Below are 12,440 nucleotides of genomic sequence, written 5' to 3'. Positions count from 1 at the left end.
GACCGGGGCGGGCCCGTGGATTCGCCCCGGCTCGATTACCGCCCGAACGGGTAATCCCGGCAGGCGATGGCGCGCGCCTCGGCCGGACCGCGGCCCTCGTGCAGCGCGGTCACCGCGGCGGCGGCCACCCGGGGCGCCGCGAACGACGTCCCGCTCCACCGCGCGTAGCCGTAGACCCGGCCGTCCGGACCGGACATCCGCACGTAGCTGCTGACCACGTCGACCCCGGGCGCGGCGGCGTCCACCCAGTCGCCCGCGCCGGAGAACCCGGCGACCGCGCCGTCCGGGCCGGTGGCCGCGACCGCCACCACCGAGTCCAGCGCGGCGGGCCAGAACGGCCTGCTCCCGCCGTGGTTGCCCGCCGCGGCCACGACCACCGTCCCGGCCCAGCGCGCCAGTTCCGCGCGCAACACCGGTGGGCAGCGGTCGTCGGCGGTGCGGCACCCCGAGGTCAGCACCAGCGCACCGATCCGCTCCCCGCGCCGCGCCGCGAGCTCGCGCGCCCGCCGCAGCCCGGCGACCACCCGCAGGTCGTCGGTGAACCCCAGCGAGGACAGCACCCGGTGCGCCCGCACCACCGCTCCCGGCGCGTGGCGGCGCACCACACCGCTGACGAAGGTGCCGTGCCCGGCCTGCCGGTCCTGCCCGGAATCGTCGTCGGCGTCGAGCACCTCGGGCACCGGCTCGAACCACGCCTCGTCGCGGAACCACGGGTGCGGGTCGCAGCCGGTGTCGAGCACGTCGACCACCACGCGGGGCGACCAGGTGCCGGGCGCGGGCGGCGACGGCGGCGCCGCATCCCCGGGCTCCGCGCCGGTCCCGAACATCACCGGTGTCCCGAACATCACCGGCGTGCCGAACATGACCGGCGAACCGAGGTGCACGTGGTGCGCCGCGCCTCCGGATTCCTGCGCCATCTCCACGCACCGGTCGCGTTCGGCGGGGCGCAGCAGCACGCGGGACACGCCCGCCGCCGCGTCGTGCCGGACCTCGTCGACCCACCGGCGGCAGCGCGCCAGCACCGGCTCGAACACGTCCACCGCGGCGAGGAGTTCGCCGCGCCGCACCAAGGATTCGGCCGGACCGCCCGGATCGTGCAGCAGGAAGTCGTGCCCGTAGGACGACCAGGCCCGCTGGAGTTCGGCGATGTCCAGACCCCACGTCTGCTCAGCGTTCACGGCGCCGAACTCTGCCGATCGGTCGATCAGTCCATTGCGGACACGCCGTCCCGCGGACGTGGTTCCCACCGATCTGACGACGTTCGGCCCCTTTCCTCGCACCCCGCCGCCGTGCAGAATCGCGGACGTCGGTCGCGGATGATCACCGCGGCGGGCACCGGCGCGATGTCCGACGACAGGTGGTGGTGGCGGTGACGGGTTCTCGCGCGCTGCGCCGCGCGCTGGTCGTCGGCGGCTTCCTGCTCGGCGGCGGGTTCGCCGGGGTCGGCGTCGCCTCGGCGGACCTGGAACCACCGGACGTGGCGGTCCCCGAGATCAGCGCTCCGGACATCGCCGTCCGGGTCGACGCTCCGGAGATCCCCGAGGTCGAGCCGCCCTTCGAGCCACCGGACGTCGCCGCACCGCCGGAACCCGTCGACGCGGCGGAACCCACCGAGGCGCCGGTCGAGGTGATCGGCGAGCTCGCCGCCGTCGAACCGGAGCCCCCCGCCGCACCGCAGCGGCGGCACGTCGCCGAGCCCGACCCGGCTCCGGTCGCGGAGGCACCGCGGCGCACCGGGACCACCGCGCCCGAACCGGCGCCGCCCACCGCGCCGGCCGAGCCGGACACCGTCGAGCCGCCGATCGCGCCGGAGGAACCGGACCGGGGCCCCGTCGAACCGCCGCCCGCGCCGGTGAGCCCGCCGTGCCCGGTGAGCAGCCTGTCGTCCAGCAGTGCGTGCGGCGCGCCCGGTGGGGTGCGCGGCGCCGTCGCGATCGTCACCCCCGCCCCGGAGCTCATCCGGTCGGGTGCGGGCGACGCCGTCCGCCCGGCCCCGGTGCGCCTGCGCGACGTGAGCGCCGCGGCGCCGTCGACGTCACCCGACTGAAACCTGCGCGTTCGTCCGGTTGGCCCGACCCTGGTGTCTGCACGGGGTCGCGCACGCATCCCGGCTCCGAGTCGGCCGACTGCGCCCGGCCTGCTCGGGAAAGGGCACCACCAGCCAGTTTCCGGTCCGATCATGACCTGCCGGAACGCCGAGCTCGGTGCCCGCCCCGGTGCCGCAATGCCCCTGCGGCACCGGGGCCCGGCGCAGCGGAGGTCGTCCGCCGGCACGACGAGGGGCCGTGCCGGCGGACGACTCCATCACACGATCGGGTCGTCCTGGCCACCGATCTCCCGGAGCGATCCGGCCGCGCGCGCGAGCCGCCGCACCGCCTCGGCCGACTGCTCCCCCGGCAACGTGCAGGGCACCCGCACCCAGCGCTCCAACGAGCCGTGCACCGAGAACCGCGCCCCCGGCGCCAGCCGGACCCCGCGCTGCTCGGCGGCCACCGACAACCGGCTGCTCACCGGCGCCCCGATGTCGCACCACAGCGACAACCCGCCGTCGGGCAACCGGTAGCGCCAGTGCGGCAGGTGCGCGCCCAGCGCGGCCACCAGATCGCCGCGCCGGTCGGCGATCTCCTGGCGCCGACGCGCCAGCACCTCGTCCGACGCGGCGAGCAGTTCGTCCAGCACGAGCTGTTCCAGCAGCGGTCCGCCCAGGTCGACGGCCGCCCGCCCGAGCACCATCCGCCGCACCAGGGCCTCCGGCGCGCGGATCCAGCCGAGGCGCAACCCGCCCCAGAACGCCTTGCTCGCCGAGCCGACGGTGATCACCCGGTTGCTGAAGGCGGCCATCGGCGGCGGAGGCGGCTGCCCGGTGAGGTCGAGGTCCACCAGCGTCTCGTCGACGACCGCCGTGGTGCAGGTGCGCCGCAACGCCTGACCGAGGCGGGCGCGTCCCCCGGCGTCGAGCCGGAAACCGGTCGGGTTGTGGAAGTCCGGGATCAGGTAGGCCAGCCGGGGGGAGGTCTGCCGCAGGGTGGCGGCGAGCTGCTCCAGGTCCCAGCCGTCCTCGGCCATCGGCACCGCAACCGGGCGCGCGTGGACGCCGTGGATCGCGGTCAGCGCGTTCGGGTAGGTCGGGTGCTCCACCAGCACGCGGTCGCCCGGCGCGACGAGCGTCCGCAGCACCAGCGCGAACGCGTGCTGCGCGCCGTGGGTGACCAGCACCTGCTCCGGACCGGTGGGCAGGCCGCGGCGGGTGTAGCCCTCGGCGATCCGCGCGCGCAGCGCGAGCAGCCCGTGCGGCAGGTAGCCGTGCTCGCCGAGGTGCTCCGGCAACCGCTCCTGGGCGCGCCGGGCGGCACCGAGGAGCTCGGCGGGCGCGGCGGGGGTGGCCTGCGCGAGGTTGATGACCTCGGGGTCCTCGCCCGGCACCCAACCCGCGGGTGCGGCCCCGGTGCGCTCGCCCCCGGGCAGCCGCACCCACGATCCGGCGCCGCGCCTGCTCGACGCGAACCCGTCCTCGCGGAGCAGCTCCAAGGTGCGCACGACGAGCGTGCGGCTGACCCCGAGGGCGTCGGCGAGCTCCCGTTCGGCGGGCAGCCGGGTGTCCGGGGGCAACCTCCCGTCGAGGACGAGCTGCCGGACCTCGGCGGCCAGCGCCCGCGAGGAGGGTCGCCCGGTGCCGGTCCAGGCACCGAGCAGGTCCGCCAGCTTCCGGGCGGAGAGCGACGTGCCGTTCACCGGTCCACCCTAGCGGGATTGGACCTTGTCGGTGCTGCCCAGTCGGACTGCAATGGTGTCCGTGGCTACCACGACTTCCGGATTGGATCTCTCCGCGCTGCCGATCCGCACCCGCCCGGCACTCCGGTTCACCCAGTTGTTCGGCGGGCTGGTGCTCTACGGCGCCAGCATGGGCCTGCTGGTCCGCGCCCAGCTCGGGCTGATGCCGTGGGACGTGCTGCACGAGGGGCTGGCGGAACGGCTCGGCTGGACCTTCGGGTCGGTGACGGTGCTGACCGGGGTGCTCGTGCTGCTCGCCTGGCTCCCGCTGCGGCAGCGCCCGGGGCTGGGGACGGTGGCGAACATCCTGGTCATCGGCGTGTCGGTGGACGCCACCCTGGCGCTGGTCCCGCCGCTGGCTCCGCTCGCCGCGCAGGTGCCGGTGATGCTCGGCGCGGTGGTGCTCAACGCGGTGGCCACTGCGGTCTACGTCGGCGCCCGCTTCGGCCCCGGACCGCGCGACGGGCTGATGACCGGGTTGCACGCGCGGACCGGGCACTCGGTGCGCGCGGTCCGCACCACGCTGGAGGTCGCCGTGGTGGCGACCGGAGCGCTGCTCGGCGGGACGATCGGGGTGGCGACGGTGATCTTCGCGCTGGGCATCGGGCCGCTGACCCAGTTGTTCCTCCGCTTCGCCGTCGTGCGGGAGAAAAAAGATCTCTGCCCCTAGAGACATCTCGGGGTACCACGAAGTAACATGGTCGCCGTCCACCCGACCCCCAGGGGTGGACCCCGACGCCCCCGCACTCCCGGCAACCCCCAGGCTGGTTGAGCGCGGGGGCGTCTTACTTCCCGTGCGCCGGCGCGACGTCCGCGCACCCGATCGCGTCATGAGTGAGGGGCACCTTCATCCGGCATAGTCGGATGAAGGTGCCCTTGAGGCGGGGCCTGTACGGGACGTGCGGGAACGCTCGGGTATGTGTTCTGACCAGCACCAACAGTGCTGAGGAGTACCGAGGTGTACCGAGCGATGACGAACCTTGACCGGCTTGGAACCGGCCTGACGTGGCCTGGCGGGGAGCCCGTGGGGCTGGGCTGATGATGATTTCGGTCCGCACGCGGGTGCGGTGATCGCCGCTGCTGGCGGGGTCATGGCCGAAGCGGTTGGGGTGGCGCCGTGGTCGACGAGTGGCGTCATGACCGCGCCCACTTGCAGACCGGGCTCACCGACGCGCAGCTCTCCGCCGCTCTGCGCGACTGGCTCGACCGCGACCACCACCCCCGCCAGCGCGGGGCGCGGGCGCCGTGGGTCGTTGTCGACCCGGCCGCGGCGTCGCTGCGGGTGCAGCTTCACCAGGACGGCACCGTGACCCAGGCCGCCGACAACGACGGCTCCGACGGCGTCCGGGACGTCTCCAGCTTGCTCGGCGCGAACCGGCTCAAGGTCTCGGACCGCTGCCGCGGGTGGATCGCCGAAGCGCCGGGTTACTCGTGGGATGACGAGGCCACCTCGAAGGGCGAGGACAAGCCGATCAAGATCGCCGATCACAGCCTCGACGCCGGCCGCTACGCCATCGTCACAACCGAGAACCTGTGGCGCAAAGCCAGTTCACCTTGGGTACAGAGCCGTCAAGAGACCAAGGTAGCTCGCATTCTCGGTCGGCCGTGGAGGCGAGCACGGTCCCCGCACCGACACCGAACATCGCGGCGAGACACCAGGGCAACGACCACGCGAGCCCGTCGTTCAGCCCGGCTACTACTTGCGCGCCAGTACCCACCGCGACAAGCACGGCAGAGACGTACTTGCGAGGAGTGCGGTTATTCACCGCTACGTAAAGAAACCAAGCAATTCGGACCGCGCCAATCCTCATCGAATGATGTTCCCACAAACACGGAGACGACGAGATGATCGGTTCGTGGCCCCCGCACCATTCGACCTCGCCGCCGCACGGATGCGCGAGCATGACGCCTGGTACGTCGGCGACCCCGACCGGCTCGCCCGCCACTACTCCAGCGCACCGGCGGCGCGGACCCGGCCGAGCCAGTACCGTGGCGGGCTCGTCGGAGCGGCCTCCCGATTCTTCTGGGGCCGGCCGAGCCCGCCGGATCAGCGGCGGACCCGGCTGCATGTGCCGCTCGCGGCCGATATCGCCGCCGCAAGCGCTGACCTGCTGTTCTCAGAGCCACCCCGGCTCACCGTGGACAACCCGCGCGCGCAGGCCCGGCTCGACGACATCCTCAACACCCCGACTATCCACAGCGGGTTGCTGGAGGGTGCGGAGGTCGCCGCCGCGCTCGGCGGGGTCTACCCGGTCTACCTGCGGGTGGTCTGGGACGCCGAGCTCGAAGCGCACGCGATGCTCGACCCGGTCGACCGCCGATGCCCGGCCCGGCACTGGCGCGGCGTGCCCGACCTCGCCCCGCTCGGCCGGTCGGATCTCGACGGGGTCGAGCCGCTGCTCGACGCGCTCGACGAGACGTACTCGTCGTGGATGCGCGACGTCCGCCTCGCCAAAGCTCGCCTCCTCGTGCCGGTCGGCTACCTCCAAAGCCAGGGGCCGGGGCAGAGTGCGAGCTGGGATGACGATCAAGAGGTGTTCACGGAGTTGAACATGCTCACCCGCGGCGATGCCGGCGCACCGATCACCGCGACGCAGTTCGCGATCCGGGTGCAGGAACACCGCGAGACGGTCGAGGAGATCGTGCGGGCGATCCTGCGCACCGCTGGATACTCGCCGCCGACCTTCGGTGACCACGACGACGGGGCGCCGGTGACTGCTACCGAGATCACCGCCCGCGAACGCAGCAGCGAGCGGACCCGGGCGAAGAAATCCCTCTACTGGGCCGCCGGGTTGTCGTCGATCAGCGCGGCGTTGCTCGACGTCGATCGCACCGTGTTCGGCACCGGCGCCACCGTGACCGCGCCGCCGGTCGTCAAGTTCCCCGACCGCACCCAACCGGACCCCGAAGCCCTGGCGCGTACGGCGCAACTGCTGCACGCCGGCGAGTCCGCCTCGGCCGAGGTGCGAGTGCGGATGGTGCATCCCGATTGGGGCGAGCCCGAGGTCGCCGCCGAGGTGCAACGCATCCTCGACGAGACCGGCCGCAGCGTCCCCGACCCCGCCGCCTTCCGCGGATTCGCAGAAAGCGGGGACACCGTCGATGGCCTGGAGCCCGCCCGAGGACGCTGATCCGGCCGAGGTCGTCGAGCAGCTCGCCCGCGACATCCTCGCCTGTTTCACCCAGGCCGAAGCCCGGCTGCTCGCCGACATCGCACGCCGCGCCCGAGCCGGGCAGGACACGCCGACGTGGGCCAGCGAGAAGGCCGCCGCAGCTCGGGAGATGCGGCTTGCTGCCGCGCGCATCCTCGCCGGGCTGTCCGGCGAAGAGGGGCGGGCGGCGGCCGAGGCGGTGCTCGCCGCCCATCAGGCCGGCGCTGCTCACGCGCTGGCCCAGCTTTATGACCTCGGCGCGCTCGATGCCGACCAGCTCGACGCGCTGCACCTGCGGATTCTCCGCTGGGCACAAGACGCCTTCCAGACCGCCATCGCCGCCGCGGCGCCCGGGCAGTTGCTCGGCACCGCCACCACCCACACCGCGCAACGGGCGGCGTGGGACCGGCTCGCGGCCGACGGCGTGACCCGGTTCGTCGACAAGGCGGGCCGCTCGTGGAACCTCGCGAGCATGGACCAGCTCGGCGTCGACCTGGTCACCATCTCCCGCACCACCGACGGATGCGCCCTATGCGCATGGTGGGAAGGCCGCATCTTGGCGCGCGACGATGAGCCCGGCGAGCGGGTCGTCGACAACGAGCTCACCGGCGAGCCGATGACCGTCGAGGTCGCCGCCACCGTCGAGGAGGCCCGCGCCGCCGGGCTGATGCACCCGAACTGCCGGCACACCTTCGAGCGCACCACCGTGAGCGGCCATCCGGCGCGCGATCCGTGGGAGCTGTTCCAGACCGCCATGCAAGACCTGTTCGACCGCGGCGACAGCCAGTTCACGGGCATCCTCCGGTCGTCGGCTCGTTCGACGTCGGCGACGACGCCCGCGTCGTGATCCCGCCGGATGAGTTCCACCGGCGTGGTGTCGACACCCGGGTGCGGTTGATCGACCTCGCGCTCGAACCGGGTGAGGACACCGAGAAGGTCACGCTCACTGTCGCCGGGCTGCTCGACGACGTTGCCTAGATTTGTCGGCCGATCAGGTAGCGCATCTTGGGCACATCGACGAGCGCCAAGGTTGAATCAAAGCGAGCCCTATAATAGACAGTTTTGTCATCAAGTGGTCCGGATACGGTTTCGATACGCTCACCAAAAGTGATACGCTCGTTCTCGTCGCGTCCAGTTATTTCGACTGGAACGCTAACCACTTCCGCAAACCAGACAGTTGCTACACGTTCGGTCGTTCGCGGCTCGCAGATTAGGTCGAATCCGCTACGGTCGATCTTGCCCTGCCGTGCCTGGTGCAACCGTTCGCGGCGAACTAGTGTGCGCATAACTTCATACCAAGAGAGCCGAGGTATTTCAAGCTCCCGATCTCCCCATGTGTTCCTATTTTGAAGCTTGTATATGTTAATCCAGTCTTGTTTCGGTCGCCGATCAACCCACATGAAAGTTGCCTCCTTTCCGGCAGGAAGGACGGCGTCAGCCAACCTAACCTCTTCCCCCTCGACATAAAAGACAGATTCGTTCTTGAGAGAAAACCAAATGCTGCGACCGGAATGCGGGTGATCTCGACAAGTTAAAAGTATTTCCTGGTCAAGGTTATTCACAAGTCGCCCGCGAATCACTACTTCTAAGCCGTCGACGTCGAACTCAGCTTGATGCCGGCGCGCCTCGACCTTTCGCATAGTCTCCAAGTCGCTTCGCCGATATTCAATCTCATCCAGAAAGAGGCTCGCCGCCGGCTTACGCGACGATGCAACTTCCTCATAAGAAACCTGCGCTGTCTTACGGGACAGGCCAAGGGACTGACGCGCGATCCGGGTGGAGTATCGAGAATATAACAACGCAACCAGCGCAATCACTGGCGACGCAATCGACACATAGTCCTTCAAGGTCAGCGCCCTCACCCCTTCAGTCAGACTAGTTGCCTCTGGCTAGATCTTAGGAGACGTTCGTCTTGGGACAGGTTAATAGGCCCGGATCACTACTCGATCAGATCACCGCACTTCGTCGCGAAGTCTCGACTGTCCGCCGAACTGGCGGCAACGGGGGCGGGGCGATCTCCGACGGGTCGCTGATGATCCAACATGCCGGGAGTCTGCGGATGGTCGACGTCGATGGCACCGAGCTCGTCTATCTCGGTCCCGGTCCGGACGGGCGACAGATCATCCGGTTTCGGCGGCAGGGTGGCGGGGACATCCTCGCTACCTACACCACCGCTGACGGTCGCCCCGGGTGGGCGTTGTCGACGATCAGGTCGCCGTAGCGGCGCCGCACCCGCGCCGCGTTGTCGTCGGGCGCGTCAGTCACGGCGGACAGCGTATCTATCCAGCGAAAACACGCGCTGCTCACCCGGCGTGATCACTCCGTCACAGTCGATGCCGGTCAAGCAGGTTCGGCGAGTGATCAGGCGCGGGCTTCGACGATCAGGGTTCCGACGTTGCCGGGCTCGGGCGCGTCTTCCACCCGAGGTTTGACGTCGTGGAAGCCGTGCTGTCGAAGCAGTTCCGCCCACGTGTCAGGTTCGTAGGCCCATCGGTAGATCCACACTTGGCGGCCCTTGAATCCGTTGCCGTACATGCCCTGAATGCCGTAGGAGTTCGGCACCGCCGGGGCATGGCTGAAGACGAGTTTTCCGCCTGGCGACAGTCGGGCGTGGATCAGGGGCAGCAGGATCTCCGGGTCGGTGAACCAGGCCGCTCCCCAGATCGAATACATCGCGTCCCACCGCCGTTGGGTGGAGGCGAGGAACTCGACGACGTCGCCCGCGACGAAGTGGGCTCCGGGGATGGTGTCCCAGCGTTGCCGGGCACGCTGGCACTGCTCGGTGGACAGATCGATGCCGGTGGCGTCGATGCCCTTGATCGCCAGCGCGGCGACGGCGTTGCCGCGTCCGCTGCCCAGTTCCAGCGTGGTCAGCGGGTCGCCGAGGAGTTCGTCGCCGGGGCCGTGCCCCTCGTACTGGGTCCAGCCGAAGGCGTACTTGAGCTCCGCCTCGCGTTCCTGGTCAGCCACACCGCCGGCGTAGTGGTCCCAGTAGGCGGCTCGGTCGGTGATGATCGGCATCGGCATGTGGTCGCCTCACGCGCTCCGGGGATACGACCGGGGCACGCTACCGGAGAGACGTCGCCAGCAGACTCGACGCCTTCTTCTGGGGCGACAACTGAGACCCCCAACTGAGACCCAACAGGCCCCGCCGGACTCCGGCGGGGCCTGTTGTGGCTGGTCGAAAGCGGTGGCCAGGGGCGGGGTCGAACCGCCGACCTTCCGCTTTTCAGGCGGACGCTCGTACCAACTGAGCTACCTGGCCAGGAGCGTCCGGCAGTGCCGTTCGCCGTGGCGACCCAGACGGGACTCGAACCCGCGACCTCCGCCGTGACAGGGCGGCGCGCTAACCAACTGCGCCACTGGGCCTTGCTTGCTGTCTTCAGTTGTAGCGTACCCCCAACGGGATTCGAACCCGCGCTACCGCCTTGAAAGGGCGGCGTCCTAGGCCGCTAGACGATGGGGGCCCGGCCGATTCGTCACCGACCCGGCCTTGCCTCCAACCGGCTTTCCCTTTCGGGAGCGCCCCGTTGGGAGCAATGAAAGCTTACGACATGCCCTCCTGCGGCCGTGCACGGGGGGGTGCCCATCGCGGGGGACGGGGTCGGCCGACCTCCGCGATCAGGTGGCCACGATACCAGCGCGCCACTCTGACCAGCAACGACAATTGATCTCGGCACCGCGGGGACCGCATTGGCGAGCCTCGGCGCGGGGTCGGCGGACCGGCCGACGGACCGCCGGGGCGGACTTTTCGGACATCCGCCGGTTTTGTGATCCACGACACTCCTCGCGGGGCCTCGTCGGAGCGCGGCGCCCCGCCTGGGCGGCTGAGCACATCCACTCGTTCGGCGGAGTCGGCGCCCGGTCGGTTGATCTTGGTCCCGCCTGGGCGATCACGGCACGTGATCACCGGTGGCCCGTCCGCACCGGTGAGGTCCACCCGCCCGTCCGGGTCGGCGGAGCCCGCGTCAGCGGTTCACCGGCGGTTCCCCGTCGTCCTCGTCCGGGACGAGTCCGAGCATGTCGAGCAGCAGGCGGCAGTCCTCCGCGTCCGCCGCGCTCCGCGCGACCGCGATCCGCGCGCGGTGGATCTCCTCAGGTGAGAGCCGCGCGGGCTCCCCGCCCCGCTGCACGGGCACCGACGGTGCCCCGCGCGCGGCGTCTTCGTCCTGCTGCCACAAGAACTTCCGTACGTCGAGCGACCCGTACATGGCGCCTCCCCGGCCTCGGGTGTCGCCCGCAGGCTAGCCAGACCGCCGCGACACCCGCAGCCCCCCAGAGAGTGATTTGGCACCGACTCTGCGTAATCGAGTGGGAACCGTCGATCCACTTCGGAATCAACCGCCGCGGCCCGCACCGCTGGCATGATCGTCCACAGCGGACGGCGCCGGGCCGTGCGGAGAGAGGAGCGCGATGCCAGCCCAGACCTTCACCGTGAGCGGGATGACGTGCGGACACTGCGCCGAATCGGTCAGCGAGGAGCTTTCGGTCCTCCCGGGCGTGACGCAGGTCGAGGTCGCCGTGGAGAGCGGCCGGGTCACGGTGCTCAGCGACCACGGGCTGACCGAGCAGGCCGCCACCGCGGCCATCGGCGAGGCCGGGTACGTGATCGCCGAGTGGCCCAGCACCAACTGAGCGTTCCCCGGAGATGACCGGCGGAGGACCGCGGCCGGTCCGGCCGACGACACGAATCCTGCTCGGAAGCCTCCCCAAAGGCCACCTCGCGTGCCACAATCATGACCGCTGGCACTCCCCCGGCCAGCACAAGTGGAGATCCCCTCCGGGCCCCCGCGTTACTCCCCCTGACGCGGGGGCCCTCCGCGCCCACCGGCCGGTGTCGGCGATCACAGCGATGCGCTTCCCGCAACCGAACCGTTATCGTGGGCGCGTGGCTCTAGGACGAACGAAGATCGGCCGGCGGCAGAAGCCGGACTCCGCCCCCGCCGATGCGGCAGCGGTCGCCGAACCGGATCCCGAACTGGATTCGTACCTGGCGGCGCTCGCTCCCGAGGAGGACGTGGAGAGCACCGGCTCCGGACGCAGGTTCGGCGCCTCGGAAGTCCACCAGCTCCGGCTGCCGCTGATGGCCAACGAACGGCTCAAGGAGCTGGCGTTCAAGCAGGGCACCTCGCCCGCGGCGCTGGCCCGCGACTGGGTGCTCCAGCACCTCTCCGAAGCCGACCTGCGGGAGGCCCCGCAGCCGCCGAGCGGCGGTGGACCGGTGTGGCCGGGCTCCGAGGAACCCACGGCGGTCGCCCCGCACCCCGCGCACGGCCAAGCTCAGCAGGTGCAGGCCGAACCCGAGCGGCCCGACCCGCACCCCGACCCGTACGGCCTCGACCCGCACGCCGCGGACCCCTACGGCTACGGCCCGGGGCAGTACGACCTCGACCAGTACGACCCGTACGCCGGTGACCTCTACGCACCGCACGCCGCCGACGTGGAGCGGACCGACGAGATCACCGTTCCGCACCGCCGCCTGCGGCGCTGACCCGCGGCCGGTGCCGACCGCCTCCG

At 71.0% G+C, this 12,440-nt stretch carries 13 protein-coding genes and 3 tRNA genes; 8 read left to right on the top strand and 8 right to left on the bottom strand.

From position 1 onward, the window contains the following. Positions 1-35: 35 nt before the first annotated feature. Positions 36-1,178 (bottom strand): S8 family peptidase, encoded by a 1,143-nt coding sequence (locus ABD976_RS03665; protein WP_345357078.1) that lies wholly within the window; start codon positions 1,176-1,178, stop codon positions 36-38. Positions 1,179-1,369: 191 nt separating this feature from the next. Between ABD976_RS03665 and ABD976_RS03660 the strand changes: the two genes are divergently transcribed. Continuing rightward, positions 1,370-2,047, top strand: coding sequence for a hypothetical protein (locus ABD976_RS03660; RefSeq protein WP_345357073.1), 678 nt, complete (start codon positions 1,370-1,372; stop codon positions 2,045-2,047). A gap of 257 nt (positions 2,048-2,304) precedes the next feature. Here ABD976_RS03660 and yczR read toward each other — a convergent pair whose 3' ends face one another. Next, positions 2,305-3,732, bottom strand: coding sequence for a MocR-like transcription factor YczR (yczR, locus tag ABD976_RS03655; protein ID WP_345357070.1), 1,428 nt, complete (start codon positions 3,730-3,732; stop codon positions 2,305-2,307). A 52-nt stretch (positions 3,733-3,784) separates the two neighbouring features. Between yczR and yczE the strand changes: the two genes are divergently transcribed. From yczE to ABD976_RS03630, 5 genes are all read left to right on the top strand, one after another. Then, positions 3,785-4,441 (top strand): membrane protein YczE, encoded by a 657-nt coding sequence (yczE, locus tag ABD976_RS03650; RefSeq protein WP_345357067.1) that lies wholly within the window; start codon positions 3,785-3,787, stop codon positions 4,439-4,441. A 447-nt stretch (positions 4,442-4,888) separates the two neighbouring features. Beyond that, positions 4,889-5,620, top strand: coding sequence for a hypothetical protein (locus ABD976_RS03645; protein WP_345357064.1), 732 nt, complete (start codon positions 4,889-4,891; stop codon positions 5,618-5,620). A gap of 220 nt (positions 5,621-5,840) precedes the next feature. After that, positions 5,841-6,902, top strand: coding sequence for a phage portal protein (locus ABD976_RS03640; protein WP_345357061.1), 1,062 nt, complete (start codon positions 5,841-5,843; stop codon positions 6,900-6,902). Continuing rightward, positions 6,874-7,770, top strand: a complete 897-nt coding sequence (locus ABD976_RS03635; RefSeq protein WP_345357058.1) for a phage minor capsid protein — start codon at positions 6,874-6,876, stop codon at positions 7,768-7,770. The genes ABD976_RS03640 and ABD976_RS03635 overlap by 29 nt, the downstream gene beginning before the upstream one ends. Beyond that, on the top strand, positions 7,767-7,901 hold the full coding sequence (locus ABD976_RS03630; protein WP_345357056.1) for a hypothetical protein: 135 nt from the start codon (positions 7,767-7,769) through the stop codon (positions 7,899-7,901). The genes ABD976_RS03635 and ABD976_RS03630 overlap by 4 nt, the downstream gene beginning before the upstream one ends. Here the strand turns inward: ABD976_RS03630 and ABD976_RS03625 are convergent. The 6 genes from ABD976_RS03625 to ABD976_RS03600 all read right to left on the bottom strand — a co-directional run bounded on the left by ABD976_RS03625 (position 7,898) and on the right by ABD976_RS03600 (position 11,134). Continuing rightward, positions 7,898-8,770, bottom strand: coding sequence for a hypothetical protein (locus tag ABD976_RS03625; protein WP_345357053.1), 873 nt, complete (start codon positions 8,768-8,770; stop codon positions 7,898-7,900). The two genes, ABD976_RS03630 and ABD976_RS03625, sit on opposite strands and share 4 nt — an antisense overlap. Positions 8,771-9,284: 514 nt before the next feature. Further along, positions 9,285-9,950: a class I SAM-dependent methyltransferase gene (locus tag ABD976_RS03620; RefSeq protein ID WP_345357050.1), complete on the bottom strand. Its 666-nt coding sequence runs from the start codon at positions 9,948-9,950 to the stop codon at positions 9,285-9,287. A gap of 164 nt (positions 9,951-10,114) precedes the next feature. Further along, a tRNA-Phe gene (locus ABD976_RS03615) sits at positions 10,115-10,188 on the bottom strand. A gap of 27 nt (positions 10,189-10,215) precedes the next feature. Further along, a tRNA-Asp gene (locus tag ABD976_RS03610) sits at positions 10,216-10,292 on the bottom strand. Between the two features lie 25 nt (positions 10,293-10,317). Beyond that, positions 10,318-10,390 (bottom strand) — tRNA-Glu (locus ABD976_RS03605). A 501-nt stretch (positions 10,391-10,891) separates the two neighbouring features. Continuing rightward, positions 10,892-11,134 (bottom strand): hypothetical protein, encoded by a 243-nt coding sequence (locus ABD976_RS03600; protein WP_345357047.1) that lies wholly within the window; start codon positions 11,132-11,134, stop codon positions 10,892-10,894. 202 nt (positions 11,135-11,336) lie between these two features. On the opposite strand from ABD976_RS03600, the gene ABD976_RS03595 reads away from it, so the two are divergent. Together ABD976_RS03595 and ABD976_RS03590 are read left to right on the top strand one after the other, a co-directional pair. Next, positions 11,337-11,558 carry a heavy-metal-associated domain-containing protein gene (locus ABD976_RS03595; protein WP_345357044.1) on the top strand — a complete coding sequence of 74 codons (222 nt, stop codon included), beginning with the start codon at positions 11,337-11,339 and terminating at the stop codon, positions 11,556-11,558. Between the two features lie 253 nt (positions 11,559-11,811). After that, the gene (locus ABD976_RS03590) at positions 11,812-12,414 is read left to right on the top strand and encodes a hypothetical protein (RefSeq protein WP_345357041.1); all 603 of its coding nucleotides are present in this window, start codon (positions 11,812-11,814) and stop codon (positions 12,412-12,414) included. Positions 12,415-12,440 lie beyond the last annotated feature (26 nt).

Origin of the sequence: Saccharopolyspora cebuensis (assembly GCF_039542665.1) — a bacterium.
In the GTDB taxonomy this organism is placed as follows: Bacteria; Actinomycetota; Actinomycetes; order Mycobacteriales; family Pseudonocardiaceae; genus Saccharopolyspora; species Saccharopolyspora cebuensis.
Note: the sequence above shows the minus strand (reverse complement) of the source record. Positions and strands in the feature narration are given on the sequence as shown.

Coding starts and splice junctions, on each gene's coding strand:
- ABD976_RS03600 (WP_345357047.1), bottom strand. CDS start 11,134: ATGTACGGGTCGCTCGACGTACGGAAGTTCTTGTGGCAGCAGGACGAA.
- yczE (WP_345357067.1), top strand. CDS start 3,785: ATGGTGTCCGTGGCTACCACGACTTCCGGATTGGATCTCTCCGCGCTG.
- ABD976_RS03620 (WP_345357050.1), bottom strand. CDS start 9,950: ATGCCGATGCCGATCATCACCGACCGAGCCGCCTACTGGGACCACTAC.
- ABD976_RS03595 (WP_345357044.1), top strand. CDS start 11,337: ATGCCAGCCCAGACCTTCACCGTGAGCGGGATGACGTGCGGACACTGC.
- ABD976_RS03635 (WP_345357058.1), top strand. CDS start 6,874: ATGGCCTGGAGCCCGCCCGAGGACGCTGATCCGGCCGAGGTCGTCGAG.